The organism is Jiangella asiatica, assembly GCF_004349065.1.
Taxonomy (GTDB): Bacteria; Actinomycetota; Actinomycetes; order Jiangellales; family Jiangellaceae; genus Jiangella; species Jiangella asiatica.
Genome location: NZ_SMKZ01000043.1, coordinates 1 through 16,693, shown reverse-complemented (window position 1 = coordinate 16,693; position 16,693 = coordinate 1). Strand labels below are relative to the sequence as shown.

The 16,693-nt window shown below is 68.3% G+C and carries 15 protein-coding genes; 9 read left to right on the top strand and 6 right to left on the bottom strand.

Annotated features, from left to right (window positions below):
* Window positions 1–14 precede the first annotated feature (14 nt).
* Genes E1269_RS23600 through E1269_RS23565 form a run of 8 tightly spaced genes read left to right on the top strand, consistent with a single transcriptional unit; the run spans window position 15 to window position 7,510 of the window.
* The gene (locus E1269_RS23600) at window positions 15–1,736 is read left to right on the top strand and encodes an FAD-binding protein (RefSeq protein WP_131899173.1); all 1,722 of its coding nucleotides are present in this window, start codon (window positions 15–17) and stop codon (window positions 1,734–1,736) included.
* The gene (locus E1269_RS23595) at window positions 1,727–2,803 is read left to right on the top strand and encodes a Gfo/Idh/MocA family protein (protein ID WP_131899171.1); all 1,077 of its coding nucleotides are present in this window, start codon (window positions 1,727–1,729) and stop codon (window positions 2,801–2,803) included. The genes E1269_RS23600 and E1269_RS23595 overlap by 10 nt, the downstream gene beginning before the upstream one ends.
* Window positions 2,800–3,636, top strand: coding sequence for a DUF6282 family protein (locus E1269_RS23590; protein WP_131899169.1), 837 nt, complete (start codon window positions 2,800–2,802; stop codon window positions 3,634–3,636). The genes E1269_RS23595 and E1269_RS23590 overlap by 4 nt, the downstream gene beginning before the upstream one ends.
* Window positions 3,633–4,088: a MaoC/PaaZ C-terminal domain-containing protein gene (locus E1269_RS23585; RefSeq protein WP_131899167.1), complete on the top strand. Its 456-nt coding sequence runs from the start codon at window positions 3,633–3,635 to the stop codon at window positions 4,086–4,088. Before E1269_RS23590 ends, E1269_RS23585 begins: the two co-directional genes overlap by 4 nt.
* A complete protein-coding gene (locus E1269_RS23580; protein WP_131899165.1) occupies window positions 4,085–4,915 on the top strand; it encodes a sugar phosphate isomerase/epimerase family protein in 831 nt (276 codons plus the stop codon). Before E1269_RS23585 ends, E1269_RS23580 begins: the two co-directional genes overlap by 4 nt.
* Entirely contained in the window at window positions 4,912–6,183 is a 1,272-nt protein-coding gene (gene otnK / locus E1269_RS23575; protein ID WP_131899163.1) for a 3-oxo-tetronate kinase, read from the top strand. Before E1269_RS23580 ends, otnK begins: the two co-directional genes overlap by 4 nt.
* A complete protein-coding gene (locus E1269_RS23570) occupies window positions 6,180–6,842 on the top strand; it encodes a class II aldolase/adducin family protein (RefSeq protein ID WP_203434011.1) in 663 nt (220 codons plus the stop codon). The genes otnK and E1269_RS23570 overlap by 4 nt, the downstream gene beginning before the upstream one ends.
* Window positions 6,839–7,510 (top strand): aspartate/glutamate racemase family protein, encoded by a 672-nt coding sequence (locus E1269_RS23565; RefSeq protein WP_131899162.1) that lies wholly within the window; start codon window positions 6,839–6,841, stop codon window positions 7,508–7,510. Before E1269_RS23570 ends, E1269_RS23565 begins: the two co-directional genes overlap by 4 nt.
* A gap of 199 nt (window positions 7,511–7,709) precedes the next feature.
* On the opposite strand, the gene E1269_RS23560 is transcribed toward E1269_RS23565, so the two are convergent.
* The 6 genes from E1269_RS23560 to E1269_RS32475 all read right to left on the bottom strand — a co-directional run bounded on the left by E1269_RS23560 (window position 7,710) and on the right by E1269_RS32475 (window position 14,376).
* Window positions 7,710–7,961 (bottom strand): Tm-1-like ATP-binding domain-containing protein, encoded by a 252-nt coding sequence (locus E1269_RS23560; protein ID WP_338033589.1) that lies wholly within the window; start codon window positions 7,959–7,961, stop codon window positions 7,710–7,712.
* A 359-nt stretch (window positions 7,962–8,320) separates the two neighbouring features.
* Window positions 8,321–9,481 (bottom strand): mandelate racemase/muconate lactonizing enzyme family protein, encoded by a 1,161-nt coding sequence (locus tag E1269_RS23555; protein WP_162606595.1) that lies wholly within the window; start codon window positions 9,479–9,481, stop codon window positions 8,321–8,323.
* Between the two features lie 2 nt (window positions 9,482–9,483).
* Window positions 9,484–10,341, bottom strand: a complete 858-nt coding sequence (locus E1269_RS23550; protein WP_131899157.1) for a carbohydrate ABC transporter permease — start codon at window positions 10,339–10,341, stop codon at window positions 9,484–9,486.
* The gene (locus tag E1269_RS23545; protein WP_162606594.1) at window positions 10,325–11,137 is read right to left on the bottom strand and encodes a carbohydrate ABC transporter permease; all 813 of its coding nucleotides are present in this window, start codon (window positions 11,135–11,137) and stop codon (window positions 10,325–10,327) included. The genes E1269_RS23550 and E1269_RS23545 overlap by 17 nt, the downstream gene beginning before the upstream one ends.
* Window positions 11,138–11,318: 181 nt before the next feature.
* The gene (locus E1269_RS23540; RefSeq protein WP_131899153.1) at window positions 11,319–12,635 is read right to left on the bottom strand and encodes an ABC transporter substrate-binding protein; all 1,317 of its coding nucleotides are present in this window, start codon (window positions 12,633–12,635) and stop codon (window positions 11,319–11,321) included.
* A gap of 88 nt (window positions 12,636–12,723) precedes the next feature.
* Window positions 12,724–14,376 carry a hypothetical protein gene (locus tag E1269_RS32475; RefSeq protein ID WP_162606593.1) on the bottom strand — a complete coding sequence of 551 codons (1,653 nt, stop codon included), beginning with the start codon at window positions 14,374–14,376 and terminating at the stop codon, window positions 12,724–12,726.
* Between the two features lie 401 nt (window positions 14,377–14,777).
* On the opposite strand from E1269_RS32475, the gene E1269_RS23530 reads away from it, so the two are divergent.
* Window positions 14,778–16,451 carry a hypothetical protein gene (locus E1269_RS23530; protein ID WP_131899149.1) on the top strand — a complete coding sequence of 558 codons (1,674 nt, stop codon included), beginning with the start codon at window positions 14,778–14,780 and terminating at the stop codon, window positions 16,449–16,451.
* Window positions 16,452–16,693: the final 242 nt, after the last annotated feature.

Below are 16,693 nucleotides of genomic sequence, written 5' to 3'. Positions count from 1 at the left end.
GCAGAGAGGTTTCCATGGTTGACACGATCGAGACCGACGTCCTCGTCGTCGGTGCGGGCGGCGCGGGAATGCGCACCGCCCTCGAAGCACACCGTGCTGGTGCCAGGGTGGTCGTGGCCGTCAAGGGCCGGTTCGGTGCCATTGGGACGCGGGGCGCCGGAGCCACGGCAGCGGGCTTCTCCGAGATCGGTCTCATGCGGCTGATCGGCTACGACGACGCGTGGAGTGGAGAGTGGGACGGCGCCCAGACCCGTCAGGGGCAGGTCTTCGGCGACATCCTCCAGGCCGGGTTGGGCATGGCCGACCGCGAGATCGCCAGGGTCGTCGTCGAGGAGGCGGCCGCCGCACGGCACGACCTCGACGAGTGGGGCATGGTGCCGACCTTTGCCCACGGCTACGGGGTGAAGACGCACGGCGTGCCGATCAAGATCGTGCTGGAGTCGCTGGTACGGCGCAGTACTGTCGACGTCCGGGAACGCCTCGCTGTAGTGCGGGTCCTCACATCGCCGGCGGGCGAGGTGGCCGGGGCGGTTGCAGTGGACGAGAAGAGTGGCAAGGTCGTGCACATCCGGTGTTCGTCCGTGATCATCGCCGCCGGCGGCATGGGCCGGTTGTTCACCCACAGCTTCCACCCATCATGCGTGACCGGCGACGCCTATGCACTGGCGCTACACGCCGGCGCGGAGCTGATGAACATGGAGTTCCACCAGATTTTCGTCGGCACCACTAGTCCGAACACCAACCTGGTCGGGAGCTGGCTATGGCGCCACCAACCACAGTTGACCAACGTCGACGGCGAGGAGTTCGTCCACCGATACCTGCCGTCCGGCCGCACCGTCGAGGAGGCACAGGACGAGCGGCGCCGACACACGCCCTTCAGCACGCGGGACGAGATCTCCCGTTACATCGATGTCGCCATGCACCGGGAGATCCGGGCAGGCCGTGGGACGGCCTCGGGTGGCGTACACGTCGACGTGGTGGTCACCGATGAGAAGAACGGGCCGTTCTCCGACGTAGGTGAGTGGTACCGGTACCGCGGCGTGCATTGGGACCGCGGTTCTGTCGACGTTGGGCTGTTCCACCACTGCTCGAACGGCGGGGTCCGGGTCGATGTCAACGGAGAGTCTCGCGTGCCGGGGCTGTTCGCGATCGGCGAGGCCGCGGCCGGTGCCCATGGGGCGGACCGGCTCGGCGGGATGATGCTGGTCTCCTCCCAGGTGTTCGGTATTCGCGCCGGACGGCTGGCGGCCAAGCGGCGCGGATCGCCCCCAGCGGCCGACTTGGCGCCGCTGGACGAGATCGTCTCCGTTGTCGACCGGCTCCGATCCGGCACTGTCGCGCCCGGTCCGGCGATGGCCGGGCTGGCTCGGGTGATGTGGGAGGAACTGCTGGTCGAAAGGACCCCCGCCGGCCTGAAACGGGTGTTGCAAACTCTGGACGAGATCGAGGCGGACGCGCTGCCCAAGCTGGGTGCCTCGGACCCGCTGCAGGCGGTGCGCGCCTTGGAGTTGCGCAATGCAACCGCAACCGCTCGTGCCGTCGGGCTCGCCGCGCTGACGCGCACGGAGAGCCGGGGCGGGCACTATCGGGTCGATCACGAGTTCCGGGACGACGCCAGCTGGCTCGACGCCCTGCTCGTGGGTTTCGAGGACGACACGATGACCGTTCAGCGGTTGCGGGTCGACCCCGAGTGGAAGCCACGGCGGGCTGACATGTGGGGCACCAAGTGGGGCTGACCGGGGAACCGCTGCGGGGCATCATGTTCGGCGCCGGCAGCATCGCACCGCATCAAGCGCTGGCTTGGCGCGCCGTCGACGAGGTGCGGATCGTCGGCGTTGTCGACCGGGAACCGGACCGGGCGCAGCGCCTCATCGACGAGATCGGGCTGACCGGAGCCGTGGCCTCAGCGAGCCTCGACGACGCCTTGGCGGCCGTCGGGGACTGCGCTGACTTCGTCGACGTCGCCACGCCTCCGGAACTGCATGTGGAGCACGTGGCGGCCGTGGCGCGCCGCGGCCTCCACGTGCTCTGCCAGAAGCCGTTCACCCCGACGGTTGCCGAGGCGCGGCAGGTCATCCACATCTGCGAAGAGGCGGGAGTCCGTTGTGTGGTCAACGAGAACTGGCGGTGGAGGGACTGGTACCAGGAGGCGGCGCGAATCCTGGCAGAAGGGGTGGTGGGCTCGCCGCGGTTCGCGTCCTTCACGTGCCACCGCGACCTGGTCCTCCCGTCACCCGACGGCGGGCTTCCTTCGTTGCTCGTCCGCCAGCCGTACACGCGCACCATGGAACGTCTCATCGTCTTCGAGTGGGGCATTCACCTGATCGACGTGCTGCGCATGCTTCTGGGGCCGGTCCGCTCCGTCTACGCGGTTGTCGATCGGACCAGCCCACTCGTCGTTGGCGAGGACCGGGCGGTGATCCAGTTGGAGCACGTCTCAGGGGCGCGGTCGCTCGTCGACATCAGCTGGGGCTCCGTCACCCGGACGGACCGCCGTCTGATCCGCGGGAACGTCGAGCCCTTCGTGTTGGAGGGTGACGCCGGCACGCTGGAGCTCGACCCCTTCGCCGGTGATCAGTTGTCGGTGACGACCGCTTCCGGCACGTCGGTCGCTGACGCGCGCCGCGGGCTGCCGCCGGCCGAGGCCTACCAGCGCAGCTTCGAGTCGTGCCAACGGCACTTCGCGCAGTCCTTGCTCGCTGGGGTGCCCGCCGTGAACGAGGCTGCGGACAACCTCCAGCCACTCGCGGCGGCGCTGGCCGTCTACGAGTCGGCGGCTGTCGGACGGCCGGTGGCGCTGTGAGCGGTGTCGCGGGGCTGATCGACCTGCATGTGCACAGTTCCCCGGATGTCAGGGCGCGCTACGCCGACGACCTCGGCGTAGCCCGCGACGCTGCCGGCGCGGGTATGGCAGCGATCCTGCTCAAGTGTCACGTTCTGCCGACGGCTGACCGGGCCCGGATCGCCGACGACGCGGTCGACGGGGTGCGGGTCTTCGGTGGCGTTGTGCTCAACGAGCCGGTGGGCGGGTTGAACCCAGCCGCAGTACGGGTGGCCCTCGAGATCGGCGGGCGGTGCGTGTGGATGCCCACGGAGGACGCGGCCAGCCATCGGCGTCGCGCCGGCGGCTCGGGCGGCCTGAGGGTCGTGGACGGTCTGGGCCGGATCACGCAGGACGTCCGGCGGATCCTCGACCTGGTGGCGGCCCACGACGCCATCCTCGCCACCGGTCATCTGTCGGTGTCCGAGACGGTGCGGCTGGTCGGGGAGGCGGTCTCGGCCGGAGTCACCCGCGTCCTGGTCAACCACCCTGACGCCGCCCAGGTGGCGATGCCGGTCGACGTTCAGCGTGAGCTGGCGGCCGTCGGTGCGCTGATGGAGCGCTGTGCTGTCGACACCACGGACAAGCCCGGGCGGGTTCCCGTGCACGAGCTCGCCGAGCGCATCGGCGAGGTCGGCGTCGCATCGAACGTGCTCACGTCCGATCTCGGCCAGGCGCACAACGGCCGCCCGGTGGACGGCTTCGGCCGGTTCATCGGCGCGCTGCGCGAGTGCGGTCTTTCGGAGAAGGACGTCCATCGGATGGCGGCGACCAATCCCGCAGCCCTGCTGGATCTCGAACTGGAGAGCACATGACGGACTACCTCGAGGACCTTGCGGTCGGCGACGAGTTCACGACCCCCGGACGGACTGTCACTGAGCACGACATTGTGGCCTTCGCCGGCCTTACGGGCGACTACGCCGCGATCCACACGAACGAGGTTCACGCCGCGGCCAGCATCCACGGCCGGCGGATCGCGCACGGCCTGCTGGGCCTGGCTTTCGCTCAGGGCCTCACCTGGCGGGCGAGTTCCGCGGAAGGTGCTCGGCTGGCATCGCTGGGCTGGGACGAGTGGAGGTTCCTCGAACCGATCTTCATCGGTGACACCATCCACGTCCGATGCCGGGTGACGTCGACACGGCGCAGCCGCACGAACCCCTCGCGCGGGGTCGTCGTCGAGGAGCTGGCGGTGGTGAACCAGCACGGCGAGGTGGTTCAGTGCGGCCTGCACACCACGCTCGTCCCGGTACGAGGAGCCGAGGCATGAGCGTCGTGGACCGCTTGTGCTATGCGATCGCCAGCCCTGACGTCGATGTTATGCCGATCGCCTGGACCGGCCCGGCCGGTGGGGTCTGTGCCGCCTTGGCCGAGCTTGGTTACGGCGGCGTCGAGGTTCAGGTGCGCGACCCGCGCGGGTTCGACACCAGCGACTTCGCCCGGGTGCTCGCCGACCATGGACTGGATCTCGTCAGCGTGTCGACCGGGCCGGCCGCGGCGGACGGGCTGGTGTTGACCGCGTCGAACGAGAACAACCGCCGGGCCACGGTCGAGAGACTGAAGCGCATCGCCGACTTCGCCGCGGAGCATGGTGCGACGGTGGCGATCGGCAGCATCCGTGGGGGCTCGAAGGCGGCGGGGAGCCGGGATCTCGCGCTCGAACGCTTGCACGAGACTGTGAATGTCCTGGTCGAGCATGTCGCGGGCACCGGCGTAACCTTCCTGCTGGAGCCGCAGTCTCGAATGGCCACCGACCTGCTGAACACCGTCGAGGAAGTGCTGGACTTCGCCGCCGGGTTCCCCAGCTCGGCTCTGGCCCTGGAGGTCGACACCTTCCACATGATGGGGGAGGAAGGCAGCCTGGGTGGGCCGCTGGTCGCGGCGCACTTGGCGGGGCGCCTCGCGCATGTGCAGGTGGGGGACTCGCACCGGCGCTGGCCGGGCAGCGGGCTGGTGCCCTGGCCGGAGGTGCTGGGTGTGCTCGGCGCCCTCGGCTACCAGGGCTGGTTGTCGGTCGAGATCGAGCAGAAGCCGTCGAGCCCGGTGGCGGCGGAGCGGGCGCTGCGCTTCCTGCGCAGCATGGCTGGTCGGGCATGAGGGCGACGCATGCTCTCGGCTGCATCGCCGACGACCTGACCGGATCGGTCGACCTGGCTGGCCGACTGGTTCGCGACGGCGCGACCGTGGCCCTGCACGTCGGCGTGCCCGATCGGAGCACAGCGACGGACGCGGACGCAGTGGTCGTCGCGCTGAAGTCCCGATCCATTGCTCCGAAGGAGGCGATCGAGCAATCATTGCGCGCGGCCCGATGGCTGCGCGCCGCTGGATGCGAGCGGCTCTACCTCAAGTACGCAGCGACATTCGACTCGACCGCACGCGGCAACATCGGCCCGGTCGCCGACGCGCTCATGCGGGAGCTCGGCGTCGCCTACACGGTTCTTGCACCCTCGCTCCCGGAGCACGGCCGGACCGTCGTGCACGGCACCCTGTTCGTCCACGGCGTTCCGCTCGCCGAGAGCGCGATGAGGAACCACCCGATCAATCCGATGCGCGAATCGGATCTGCGGACGCTGATCGGTCGGCAATCGAGGGGGCGCGCAGCGGTCGTGCCGATCGACACCGTGCACGAAGGGCCGGATGCGGTGCAGCGGGAGCTCGAGGTGTCGGCTGCGTCGGGGGCGACCTATGTCGTCCTGGACGCGGTGTCCGACGACGACCTGGCCGTGCTCGGCCAGGCGTGCGCTCCGTTGCCGCTCTCGACCGGCGCGTCGGCCCTTGCCGCTGAAATTCTCAGACAGCTGCTGGCGGTCCGCGACAACCCGGAAGCTCCCGACTCCCGCCGCGCCCCGGCGGTCGAATGTGCGGACCCGGGCCGAGCCGTCGCGCTCGCCGGCAGCTGCTCGGCGGCTACGGCTGCGCAGGTGGCCGTGTTCCGCCAGTCCGCGAGGTCGTTCCCACTGGCCCTGGCGATGAAGGCCGGCCGACCTGCGGCCGTCGCAGAGGCCCTTGCGTGGGTTCGCTCGCAACCAGCCGAGCCGCTCCTCGTCTATTCGACTCCGCAGGCCGGCGGCGAGCACTCGACGGTGAATGTGGACAGCGCCGAGGTCGAGGCCGCCTTCGGCGAGCTGGCCGCGGCCCTTCTGCACGACGGCTTCAGCCGGTTCGTCGTCGCCGGCGGGGAGACGTCAGGAGCGGTGGTGCAGGCGCTCGGAACGCGGGCCCTCGACATCGGCGCCGAGGTACAGCCCGGCGTGCCGGCTGCCTTCGGCCTGACGCCGACGGGGCGGCGCGTCGGTGTCGTACTCAAGTCGGGCAACTTCGGCTACGAAAACTTCTTCGCCGCCGCGCTGGAGGAAATCTCGTGATCGACGAGGACTCGGCCCGGCAGGCGTTGGTCGCCACTGGCCGGATGCTGCACGATCTGGGTCTGACACCGGGCACCTCGGGCAACCTGAGCGTCGTGACCTCCCGGGGCGTGGTCGTGACGCCGACGAACTCACGGCTGGGCCGGCTCGAACCAGATGGTCTCTCACTGGTCCGAATGGACGGCCAGCACCTGGCTGGGCCCCGCCCGTCCAAGGAGGCGGTTCTGCACGCGGCGGTGTATCGGCGGCGTACCGACGCCGGGGCGGTGGTCCACCTGCACTCGACCGCAGCCGTCGCCTGGTCGATGCTCCAGGGTCTGCCAGGCGACGATGCGCTGCCACCGCTGACGGCGTATTCGCTGATCCGGCTCGGGATCGTTCGCCGGATCGGGTTCCATGCGCCGGGTTCGCCGGCGCTCGTCGAGGAGGTCGAACGAGCGATCACCGGGCATCGAGCCCTGCTGCTCGCGAACCACGGTTCGATTTTCGCCGACGAGACCATCGAGGCAGCCTGTGCCGGAGCCGAGGAGCTCGAGGAGACCGCGCGGCTTGCCCTGTTGCTCGGGGAGCGCAGCCATTGTCCGGTGCCCATGGCCGCTCGCGCCGCTCTGCTGCGCGACGGCGAAGCTGACCTCGCCGGAAAGGACGTCCCCTCATGACCGAGAACCTGAGAGTGACACTCATCCACGCCGTCGTCCCAGCGATGGAGTCCACCGCTCGCTACTTCGGGGAGGCTGCGGGTGTGGTGCCGACCCACCTTCTCGACGAGTCTTTGCTGCCGCTGGCCCAGCAACGCGGCGGCGTCGATGACTTCTGCGTTGAGCGCCTTGCCGATCTGGTGGAGCTGGCCGTCGCTGCCGGCACCGACGCCGTCGTCGTGACGTGCAACGCTTACTCCGCGGCCACTGCGCAAATCGCCGCGCGCCGCCCAGCCTTGCCGGTACTGAGCATCGACGAGGTCCTGGTCGAGACCGCCATCGGACTGGGCGAGCGAATCGGCTTGATCGGCACAGTCGCTGTGGGCCTGCGCCAGCAGACCGAACTGTTCTCTGTCGTTTCAACCCGACTCGGCGCGGAAATCGCCCTGGCTCCGCGACTACGGGAGGACGCCTTCGCGGCGCTACGGGCAGGTGACCGGTCCGGGCACGATGAGCTGATCGCTGATGAGGCAGAGGCCATGACCGGCGTCGACGTCATCGTCCTGGGTCAGGCGAGCATGGCCCCTGCCGCCGATCTGATCGAAAGCCGTGGATCGGTGAGGGTTCCCGTCCTCGCCAGTCCGCAGCTCATGGTGCGTCGGCTCCGGGACCGGGCGTCGCCTGTGTGAACCCATCGTGTGGCAACGCGTCGGCCCGGACGGCGACGCGTTGTCATGCGGATGACAACAGTGGCTGCACCCGGCTCCTGCCGTCACTGATGAGCCGCGAGAAGTTCCAGCACGGCGCGGTACTAGCCGGTCAGGCCGTGCCGCAGGTCCGCGCCGCTCTCCTCGTCGATGCACCAGGCGCCGTCGTACCCGGACGAGGTCAGCGCGTCGACGAGCGGTGCGAAGTCGAGCTCGCCTTCCCCGACCAGCGCGAACGTCCCGCGGCCACGTCCTTGAGGTGCACGTTGTCGATCACCGGCGCGAACGCATGGGCCACAACCAGCGGCTTGTCCTCGTCACCGGGCGGTGCGGCGGCGGTCACCATGCCGGCGATCGCGGCCGCGGCGTTGGCCAGGAGGCGCCGCGAGATCCGGTTGACTTCGGCCACGTCGACGACGCTCGGCATGAGCACCACATCGGCAGATCACCGACGGCGAGCCCCCGTGCCCGCCGCGGTCGCTGCCGGTCGACAGCGCAGCCCAGCCCGTGGCTGGCCGCCGTACGTCTGCTGGCTCGGACGGCGGCGGACGTCGACTGGGTCGTCGATCTCGCCGCTAGGCGTCGCGAACGCATCGCGAACGCATCGCCGGATTCGCGGCGAGATTCTGGAGGCCCGCGCCGGACGCGGTGAGCGCACACCGGGCCCATCTGACCGACCTGATCCAGTCGGCCGGTGTGCTCCGACGAGCCGGGCGATCATCGAATCAGTCGAACGGTAGCTGGAGTAGTCGTGACGAGACGACGGGGCCGCACGCCTTGCGATGGGTTCGCTCAGCGGGGCCGCCGGTCCACGGCGTACGCCGCTCCGCCGATGCCGGCGAAGCGGTCGAGGAGGTCCTCGTTCACGGTCACGCCGAGCCCCGGCTTGGACGGCGGGCGCACCAGCCCGCCGACGACATCGAGCTCGGCTGTGATCAGCTCCTCGTGGAACTGGTTGTCGTGGCTCGCGTCGGCCTCGTAGACGTAGGACGACGGCAGCGCCGACATCACGTGCAGTGTGGCGGCGTGGTTGAGGCGGGTGTGTGAGGTGTGCGGGGCGAAACGCAGTTGGTGGGTCGCGGCTAGGTCGCCGATCTTCTTGAGCTCGGTGACGCCGCCGGTCTTGCTGCAGTCGGACTGGACCACGTCCAGGGCCCGCCGGCCCAGCCAGTGCTTGAGCTCGAGCCGTCCGTACAGGTTCTCACCGGCCGCGATGGGCACCCCGCTTCGCCGGCGCATGTCGGCATAGCCGTCGATGTTGTCGCGGGTGAGTGGTTCCTCCAGCCAGGTCACTGCGTTGTCGGCCAGGCCCGGCAGCAGCCGGTAGACCTCCGAGTACGTGTAGCCGAGGTTGGCATCGCCCATGATCTCCAGGTCGCCGCCGAAGTGCTCGCGAACCCGCTCGACGCGCAGAAGGTCGTTCTCCACGGTGTCGCCGAGCCGCAGCTTCACGGCGGTGAATCCGTGCGACTCCCGGAGCCGCTCGATCTCGTCGATCAGTTCTTCCGGGGGCTGGAATCCGAGGTTCAGGCCTCCGGCGTAGGCGCGGAACTCTCGTCGGCGACCTCCGAGGAGGGTGTACGCCGGCACGCCCAGCGCCTTGCCGCGCACGTCCCACAGAGCCATGTCCAGGCCGCTCAAGGCATGGAGCACGGCAGCACCCAGGCCCGCGCCGATGAGGTAGCGCATGTACACCTTGAATGAGATGCCCTCGACGTCATGCACGTCCTCTCCCAGCACGGCCTCGCGGAGCGTCGTGTTGACGAAGTCGGCGACCGTGGTCGGCGCGTGCCCGTGGTAGGACTCGCCGTAGCCGACGACGCCCTCGCTCGATGTCAGCTTCACGAGAACCATGTCCCGCTTGACCGCGCTGCCTCGGCTCTGCGGCCGCGGGGGTAGCCGGAACCGGTGGGAGAGGTGATACGCCCGGACGTCGACGATGGTGTGGTTCACGATCATCCTTTCGCGGCGCCAGCCGTCAGCCCGGAGACGATCCAACGTTGCACGGCCAGCGTGAAGGTCACGACGGGTGCCATGACCACGACCGTCGTCGCGCCCAGTTGTCCCCACGCCACGCCCTCCTCCTGGCGGACCTGGGACATGAACGGTGGGAGGGTCACCGCCTCGCGCAGTGTGAGCGGCAACGCCAGGACCATGTCGTTCCAGGCCAGTACGAAGCAGAAGACGCTGACGGCCGCGATTCCCGGGCCGGCCAAGGGCAGCATGACTCGGAAGAAGGCCGCGACCTGTCCGCAGCCGTCGATCATCGCCGCCTCCTCGAGCTCCTTCGGCAGGTCCATGAAGAAGCCTTGGAGCATCCAGGTGGCGAGGGGGATGTTGATCGCGATGTAGGGAAGGATCAGCGCGAGGTGAGTGTCCAGCAGACCGCTCTGCGAAGCGATGAGGTACAGCGGCACCACGAGACCGACGGGCGGGAGCATGCGCGACGTCAGGATCAGCAGGCTGAGCTGTGCGTGCCCGCGTGGCCGGATGCGTGCGATGCCGTAGGCGGCCAGCACGGCGAGAAAAACCGCACAGATCGTGGAGACAAGCGTGACGATGATCGAGTTCACCAGGTACGTCGTGATGGCCTCGCGACCCGACCCGAAGATCTCCCGGAAGTGCTCCAGCGTCGGCGTGAAGAAGAGAGTGGGGTCGGACCGCATAATGAGGTTGCTCGGCATCACGCTGGTCAGGACGAGCCAGAGGATCGGGAACACGGCGATGAAGATCAGCGCCGCCAGCACGACGAAGGCCCAGATCCTGCCGACGTTCAGCCGTCGCCTTCGCGTTGTGTCAGACGAGTGGGTCACGCTTCAACCACCTGATGTAGAGGATCGTGATTCCGAGGCTCAGGAGCAGCAGGCACCACGACAGCGCGGCGCCGAGCCCGACGTCGTAGCTCTGCAGCGCGGCCCGGAAGACATCGATGGCCAGCAGCGACGTCTCATTGCCCGGACCGCCCTCGGTGAGCAGCCAGATGGTGCTGAAGGACCGGATCGCGAACATCGTCTGGAACATCAGCACCAGTAGGAATGCGGGCTGGATCATCGGCATGATCACCGACCGGACCTGCTGCCAGCGCCTCGCCCCGTCAATGGAGGCCGCTTCGAGCAGTTCCGACGGCAGGGTCTGCATCGCGGCGAACAGCACCAGGGTGACGAACGGGGTGTTCTGCCAGATGTCGACGGCGACGACGCTCCAGAACGCGCGCCCGGGCCCGAGCCAGAACACCGGGTCAATTCCCACCAGCCCCAGGAACCAGTTGAACAGACCGCCGTTGAAATTGAGCAGCAGGCGCCAGATGTTTCCGACGACGACCTCTGAGATCATCATCGGCATCAGTAGCAGCATGCGGGCGACCTTGGCGTTCGGGAAATGCCGGTGCAGCAGTAGCGCGATGAGGAACCCCAGCAGGACTTGGGCCGACACCGTCAGGACGACGTAGAGGCCGGTGCGCAGCAAAGTGTTCCGCCATCGGGGCGTCTGGAGGATCTCCACGTAGTTGTCCAGGCCGATGAACCGCGGCGCCTCGTCACCGACGAGACTCCACTCGTGCAAGCTGATCCACGCATTGTTGGCGATAGGAATGAGCAGAACCACGACCATGAACGCGACCGGACCGACGATGAACGCATAGCCGAGAGCGTTGCGTCCACGCCACCACGGCCTCCGGTTCCCGGCCGGTCGCCCAAGATCGGGCGCGGGGCCGGTAGCCGTGCCACCGGGTTTGGTCCCGGCCCCGGTGCGCGTACGAGTCATGCGGCGTAGACCCCGTTCTTTGTCGGTGTCAGGATTCCGCGAGGATCGTGTTGACCCTCTCCTCGGAGTTCGCGATCGCCTCCTCGGCCGGGATCTCACCGAGGTACGCGCGCTGGAACTCCTCGCCCATAGCGTTCTGGATCTCGTCCCACATCGGTGTCTCCGGGAGCGTCCGGGCATTGAGCAGGCTGTCGTGGAGCAGGTCGATCTGGCCGTCCGGGAAGATGCTCAATGTGCCCTCGTGCTGGAACCCCGGTTCGGAGACGGGCCGGACGAGCTGGTCGATCTCGGCTTCCGGCGCCGGGTCGATCGTCCGTTCGTCGAGGTACGTCAGCAGGGCGCGGGCGTTATCGGCGTTGTCGCTGTACTCGGAGAGGGCGAAACCCCAGCCTGTAGCGAGCGACTGCGGGGTGTCGACGCCAGGGCCCGTGGGCATCGACGCGATCTTGAAGTTGCCCGCGTGCGGTGACTCCTCCGGGTCGTTCAGGCTGAGGAAGAACGATGTGGGCAGGACGGTCATCGCGGCGCGGCCCTCCTGCATCGCCACGAGGACGCCGTCGTGCTGCATCTCGATCGAGTCGACAGGCATGAGCCCGTCCGCGTAGAGGCGCGCCATGAGGTCCAGGGCCTCGATGCCCGCGTCGGTGTTGAACGCGGCCTTCTCGTTGTTCTCGTCCAGAACGTTCTCGAGCCCGAAGTTGTAGGCCAGAGCGGTCCAGACCGAGACGTGGCTGGTGGCCCGGCCGTAGGGACCGACGAAGCCGTACGTGTCGCCGTCGGTCAGCGCCTTCGCCGCGTCGTACATCGCCTCGGGCGTCGTCGGAGGCTCCAGCCCGGCGGCGTCGAACAGGTCGGACCGGTAGATGAGCGGGCGGATGCTCACGCCGAGCGGCGAGGCGAAGCGATCGCCGTCGATCGTGAACATGTCGACCAGCGGCTGCAGATAATCCGCGTCAGTATCGGCCTCGGGGTCCCCGAGCGGAACGAGGTGCTCACTCACCTGGGTGAGCCAGGTCATGCCGTCGAGAAGAACGAGGTCGAGCTCGCCGGTACCGTTGGTGAGGTCGAGGATCTGTCGCGACCGCGCGTCCTCGGCCGGCATGGCGATCGGCTCGACTTCGATCCCGGTCTCGGCCGTGAAGTCCTCGAGCATCGGCATGGTCGTGCGTTCGAACGCGCCGGAGGGCAGCAGCAGGGTGATCGGCTCGTCGCTGCCGCCCCCGTCTCCGGGCGAAGCCTGGCCGGCGGGCTCGTCGTCGCCGGTGTCGCCGGAGATGCACGAGCTGAGCAACGACGCGCCGACGATCGACGACACGAGCGCAAGGGCCTTTCGACGTGTGATCATAGGAGTCTTCCTCCGCGAGTTGGTACGCCGTTGTCCGATGGTGCGGTTCTGCGTCGACCAGGTGTTGCCGCACCCCGCGGCGCCAACGTCAGTTCACGAGGTGCGTCGCGAGCGTGCTGCGGGCCTTGTCGATCATGAGGGTGAGGTGGCCCGGATCGACCAGGAGGCGTGCGTAGTGCCGGTAGCCGTTGCGGGCGTCACGCTTCTGCGTCGTCGTGCGCACGTCGGCGAGGCGTTCGACCGACCTGCGCAGCGCCTCGTCCTCCGCCTGGGTTAGGTCGCGCGTCTCCGCCGCCTTCACCAGCACGACGATCTCAGCAGACGCGACGAAGGCCCGGACGTAGAGCGACGACCATTCCAGCACGTCGCCGACGCCGGACGGGTCCGGCAGCCGTAACGCTCCGGAGGCCTGCCACTCGCGCATTCGTCGATCCCACGCCACATAGTCGGCGAGCGCGTCGGCCTTCTCCGCGAGGAGATCCGCCACGACCAGCGGATCGGCGACCTCGAGCGACCCGATCTGCGGGCCGTCCCAGCCGCGCATGCCGCCCAGCATGTGCATGTACGACCAGCCCTGCGCGACGCCGTTGGGAATCATGCTGGAGGTGTTGTAGACGTTGCCGGCGACGTACAGGACGCGCAGCGCGATCGGGTACAGCTCCAGCCAGAGGGCAGCCAGCTGCTCCAACTCGCGCGCGCCGACGTCCGCGGACACGACGCCGGTCGTCCTGAGCGCCGCGGCGAGGAGTGCGTCGGCGTCGGCGTCGGTGTCACGCGCCGCCTGGACAGCGGTCGCGAGGTTGACCTGGCCGAACGTGTCCAAGGCCCACAGGGCGTTGATGCGTTCCCAGTCGATCCGGAGTTGGACCACGGAACAGCCCGCGGCGCTTGCGCTGCGGAAGCGCGCCAGCTCGTCCGTCACGACCGGCAGAGGGAAGATGCCCCAGCCGAAGTACTGCCCGTGGACGTCATACTCGAGCCATTTCGTACGGTCCGGGACGGCACCCAAGGCCGGGTTGTCCGGCCACGGCAAGTAGTAGTCGCGGGCGTACGGCTTGACCATGTACTCCACCGTGGCCGGCAGGCGGCTCAAGCCGGCGACGACTGCCTCCTGATCCTGCGGGTTGTAGCTGAACTCCCGTACGACCAGGCGCCGGCCGAACCGCGTAGTGACGGCCTCGATGGCCCCGACGACGGTGCGGTACCACTCGACCTCGTTCGTGGTCGCGCATCGACTACAGGAGCAGCGTCGAGTGGTCAGTGACGCGCGCCCCTCCAGCGTCCCGACGCTGACGATGAATCCCGCCAGGCCCGGCAACAGCTCGCAGACCTCGCCGTACCGACGCTCGAGCAGCGCCGGCCAGGCCGGGTGCGTAGGGCACACCACTCCGTTCACGACGACGTCTGGGGTGTCTTCCAGGAACTCGTCCGGATAGCCGAGCTCCTTGGTCTCGAGGAAGAACGCGATGCCGCGGATCTCACACCTGCGCACGACGTCGGCGAGGTACGCCCGGTTGTTGACGATCGCCCAGACGCCCCTGCGGCGGGTTCCCTTCCACTCCGACGTCCCCGAATCGAAGTTCGAGGGGTAGACGACCTTGGCCAGGATGTCCGCCTCGTGGAAGACGAGGCCGTCGAGGCCGAGCTGCTCCGCCGTCGCGAGGGCCGTGTCGACCTTGACCGGGTCCCACATCGCATCCCCGGTCAGTTCGAGCGTCAGCCTCTCGAACGCCTTGCCCATATGGAACCTCCTCCGGCGCTACCAAGGCTGCGGAACACCGCCTCAAGTTGTGGCATCGATTGCTATCATGTTGCAGAACCGAGGGTCAAGCAACCGCTCCACCATCGCGTGGGAAAACTCGTCGACGAACGAACGGCAACGATTCGGGCCGCCCGAGTCGCCAAGTCTCTGCTGAGGGCGTGTAAGCCTGCGCACCTGCAAACCTTTGCGATGATGGGTTGCAGCTGGTTCCTGTTATGAGCAAGGGCCCTTTGACAACGATGGTGCAACGAGTTAGAAACACCGCAACACCATCACGCCTGGGACAGCCACGTCCGGCATCCGAAGAGAGCGCGGCCGGGCCGACTCCGCCTGGGTGTCCGAATCGCGGCCCGCCGACACGACGAGATGGATGGTTCAGGATGACATTCGAGGTCCGGGCGCTGGAGTTCAACGGCCGAGAGAACGTGTGGAAACCGGCGCGGGTGCTGGCGGCGCTGGACTACATGGTCCGTACAGGCCTCAACACCTTCGTCCTCAACGACATCTCCATCGCAGAACGCCTCGTCTACCCCGGACGATACTTCGGGTCCGGTGAGGGCGACACCAACGTCCATGCCCGTTACGCACGCTCGTTTCGAGCGCTTTACGAGTACATGCCCGGTGGCCGGTCGCGGCGGTACAAGGACGTCGAGTATGTCCGCTGGGTGATTCGCCGTGCGACCGAGCGCGATATCGACGTCTATCTCAACAACAAAGAGATCTTTTTCCCCGACGCCATCCTGGAGCTGCGGCCCGAACTCCGGATCGACGGCGTCGTGTGCCCGACCCACCCGTTCTGGGGCGAGTTCCTGAGCACCAAGTACACGGAGCTCTACCAGGACCTTCCCGGCCTGACCGGCATGATCACGTCGCCGGCCACCGGGGAGAGCCGGGTGAGCATCGCGCACAATCACTGCCCGTGCGATCGGTGCGCGGCGATGTCGCCGTCCGAGTGGTACGAGTGGATCATCACGAGCATGTACGGGCCGTCCGCCGAGTACGGCAAGCGCCTCGTCGTGCGTGACTTCGTCTTCGACCGCAGGACGCAGAACGACCTGGCCGCCGCGTGGAAGGCGCTGCCGGGCGACATCGTCGTCTGCCTGAAGAACACCCCGCACGACTACTACCCCACGTTCCCGCACAACCCGCGCATCAGCGCGGACCAGGGCCGCGAGCAGTGGGTGGAGTTCGACTCGATGGGCCAGTACTTCGGCTGGGGCGTGGCGCCGGCGATCATCATCGACGACACCCGAAGGCGGTTCGGGCACGCGGCGGCCAACGGTGTCACCGGCGTGCTCAACCGGGTCGACTGGGAGGCACAGCACGGGCACAGCTGCTTCGAGACGCCAAACATCCTCAATCTCTACGCCTTCGCCGCCCTCTCCCTGGAGGCGGCGACGACGGACGAGGACATCTTCCGGGCGTGGCTGGCGGACGCCGACGCGGTCGCACCAGGTGGCGACGTCGAGCGCTGCGTCACGTGGCTCACCGCCACCCTCGGGCAGAGTTGGCCCGTGGTGGCCGGGGCACTGTACGCGCACGGCTGCGTCTTCAGCGACAGCAGCACGTTCCCGGTGAGTGTCGAGCACGCCTTCTGGCTCGGTGAGGAGAAGAACAGCCGGCGCGACTGGGACCCCGTGGCCTTCGATGCGCTGGCCTCGGATCCTGCCAACGTCCGCTCGCTGCTGGCCGAGAAGGACGACGCAGTCGCGCTGGTCCGACGATTGCGGGCGCGGGTCGAGTCGGAGAATCCGGGCCTGACCGTGGAGTTCTACGACGACCTCGTCGAGCGTTTCGGCGTGTTCGAGCTGTACATCACCGGCTTCTGGCACGCGATGCGGTGTGCCGCTCTCGGCCGGCACCTTCGCGATTTCGGCCGCGACGCCGATCCCCAGTTGGCCGGAATGCTGGACGAGGTGCTGCGTGGGACCGCCGAGTACTGCGATCGACTCGACACCCACGCGGTCGGCGACACCTACCCCGCCTGCCTCCTGCTGAGCGGTCAGCGACTCCGGGCACTCCACGACGACGTCAGCCGGGTGGCGGCCGGGTGAGCGCCGGACGGCGCCGGCAATCGGGCCAGCGGGGCGTCAAGCTTCCATGAAAAGCGCGGACCGGCGAAATCGTCCTGATCACCTCGCGGGCAGGCCGCGTTTCGGAGCGACCCGACGGCGCGTAGGGGACGTTTGTGCACGCCCTTCGTCACGACGTCGTACGGGCCCTGCTGCGGCACCAGTTGCTCACCACGCGCCTGTCGCGCGGCGCGACGCCGAACACGCCCCACCGGGGCCCGGCC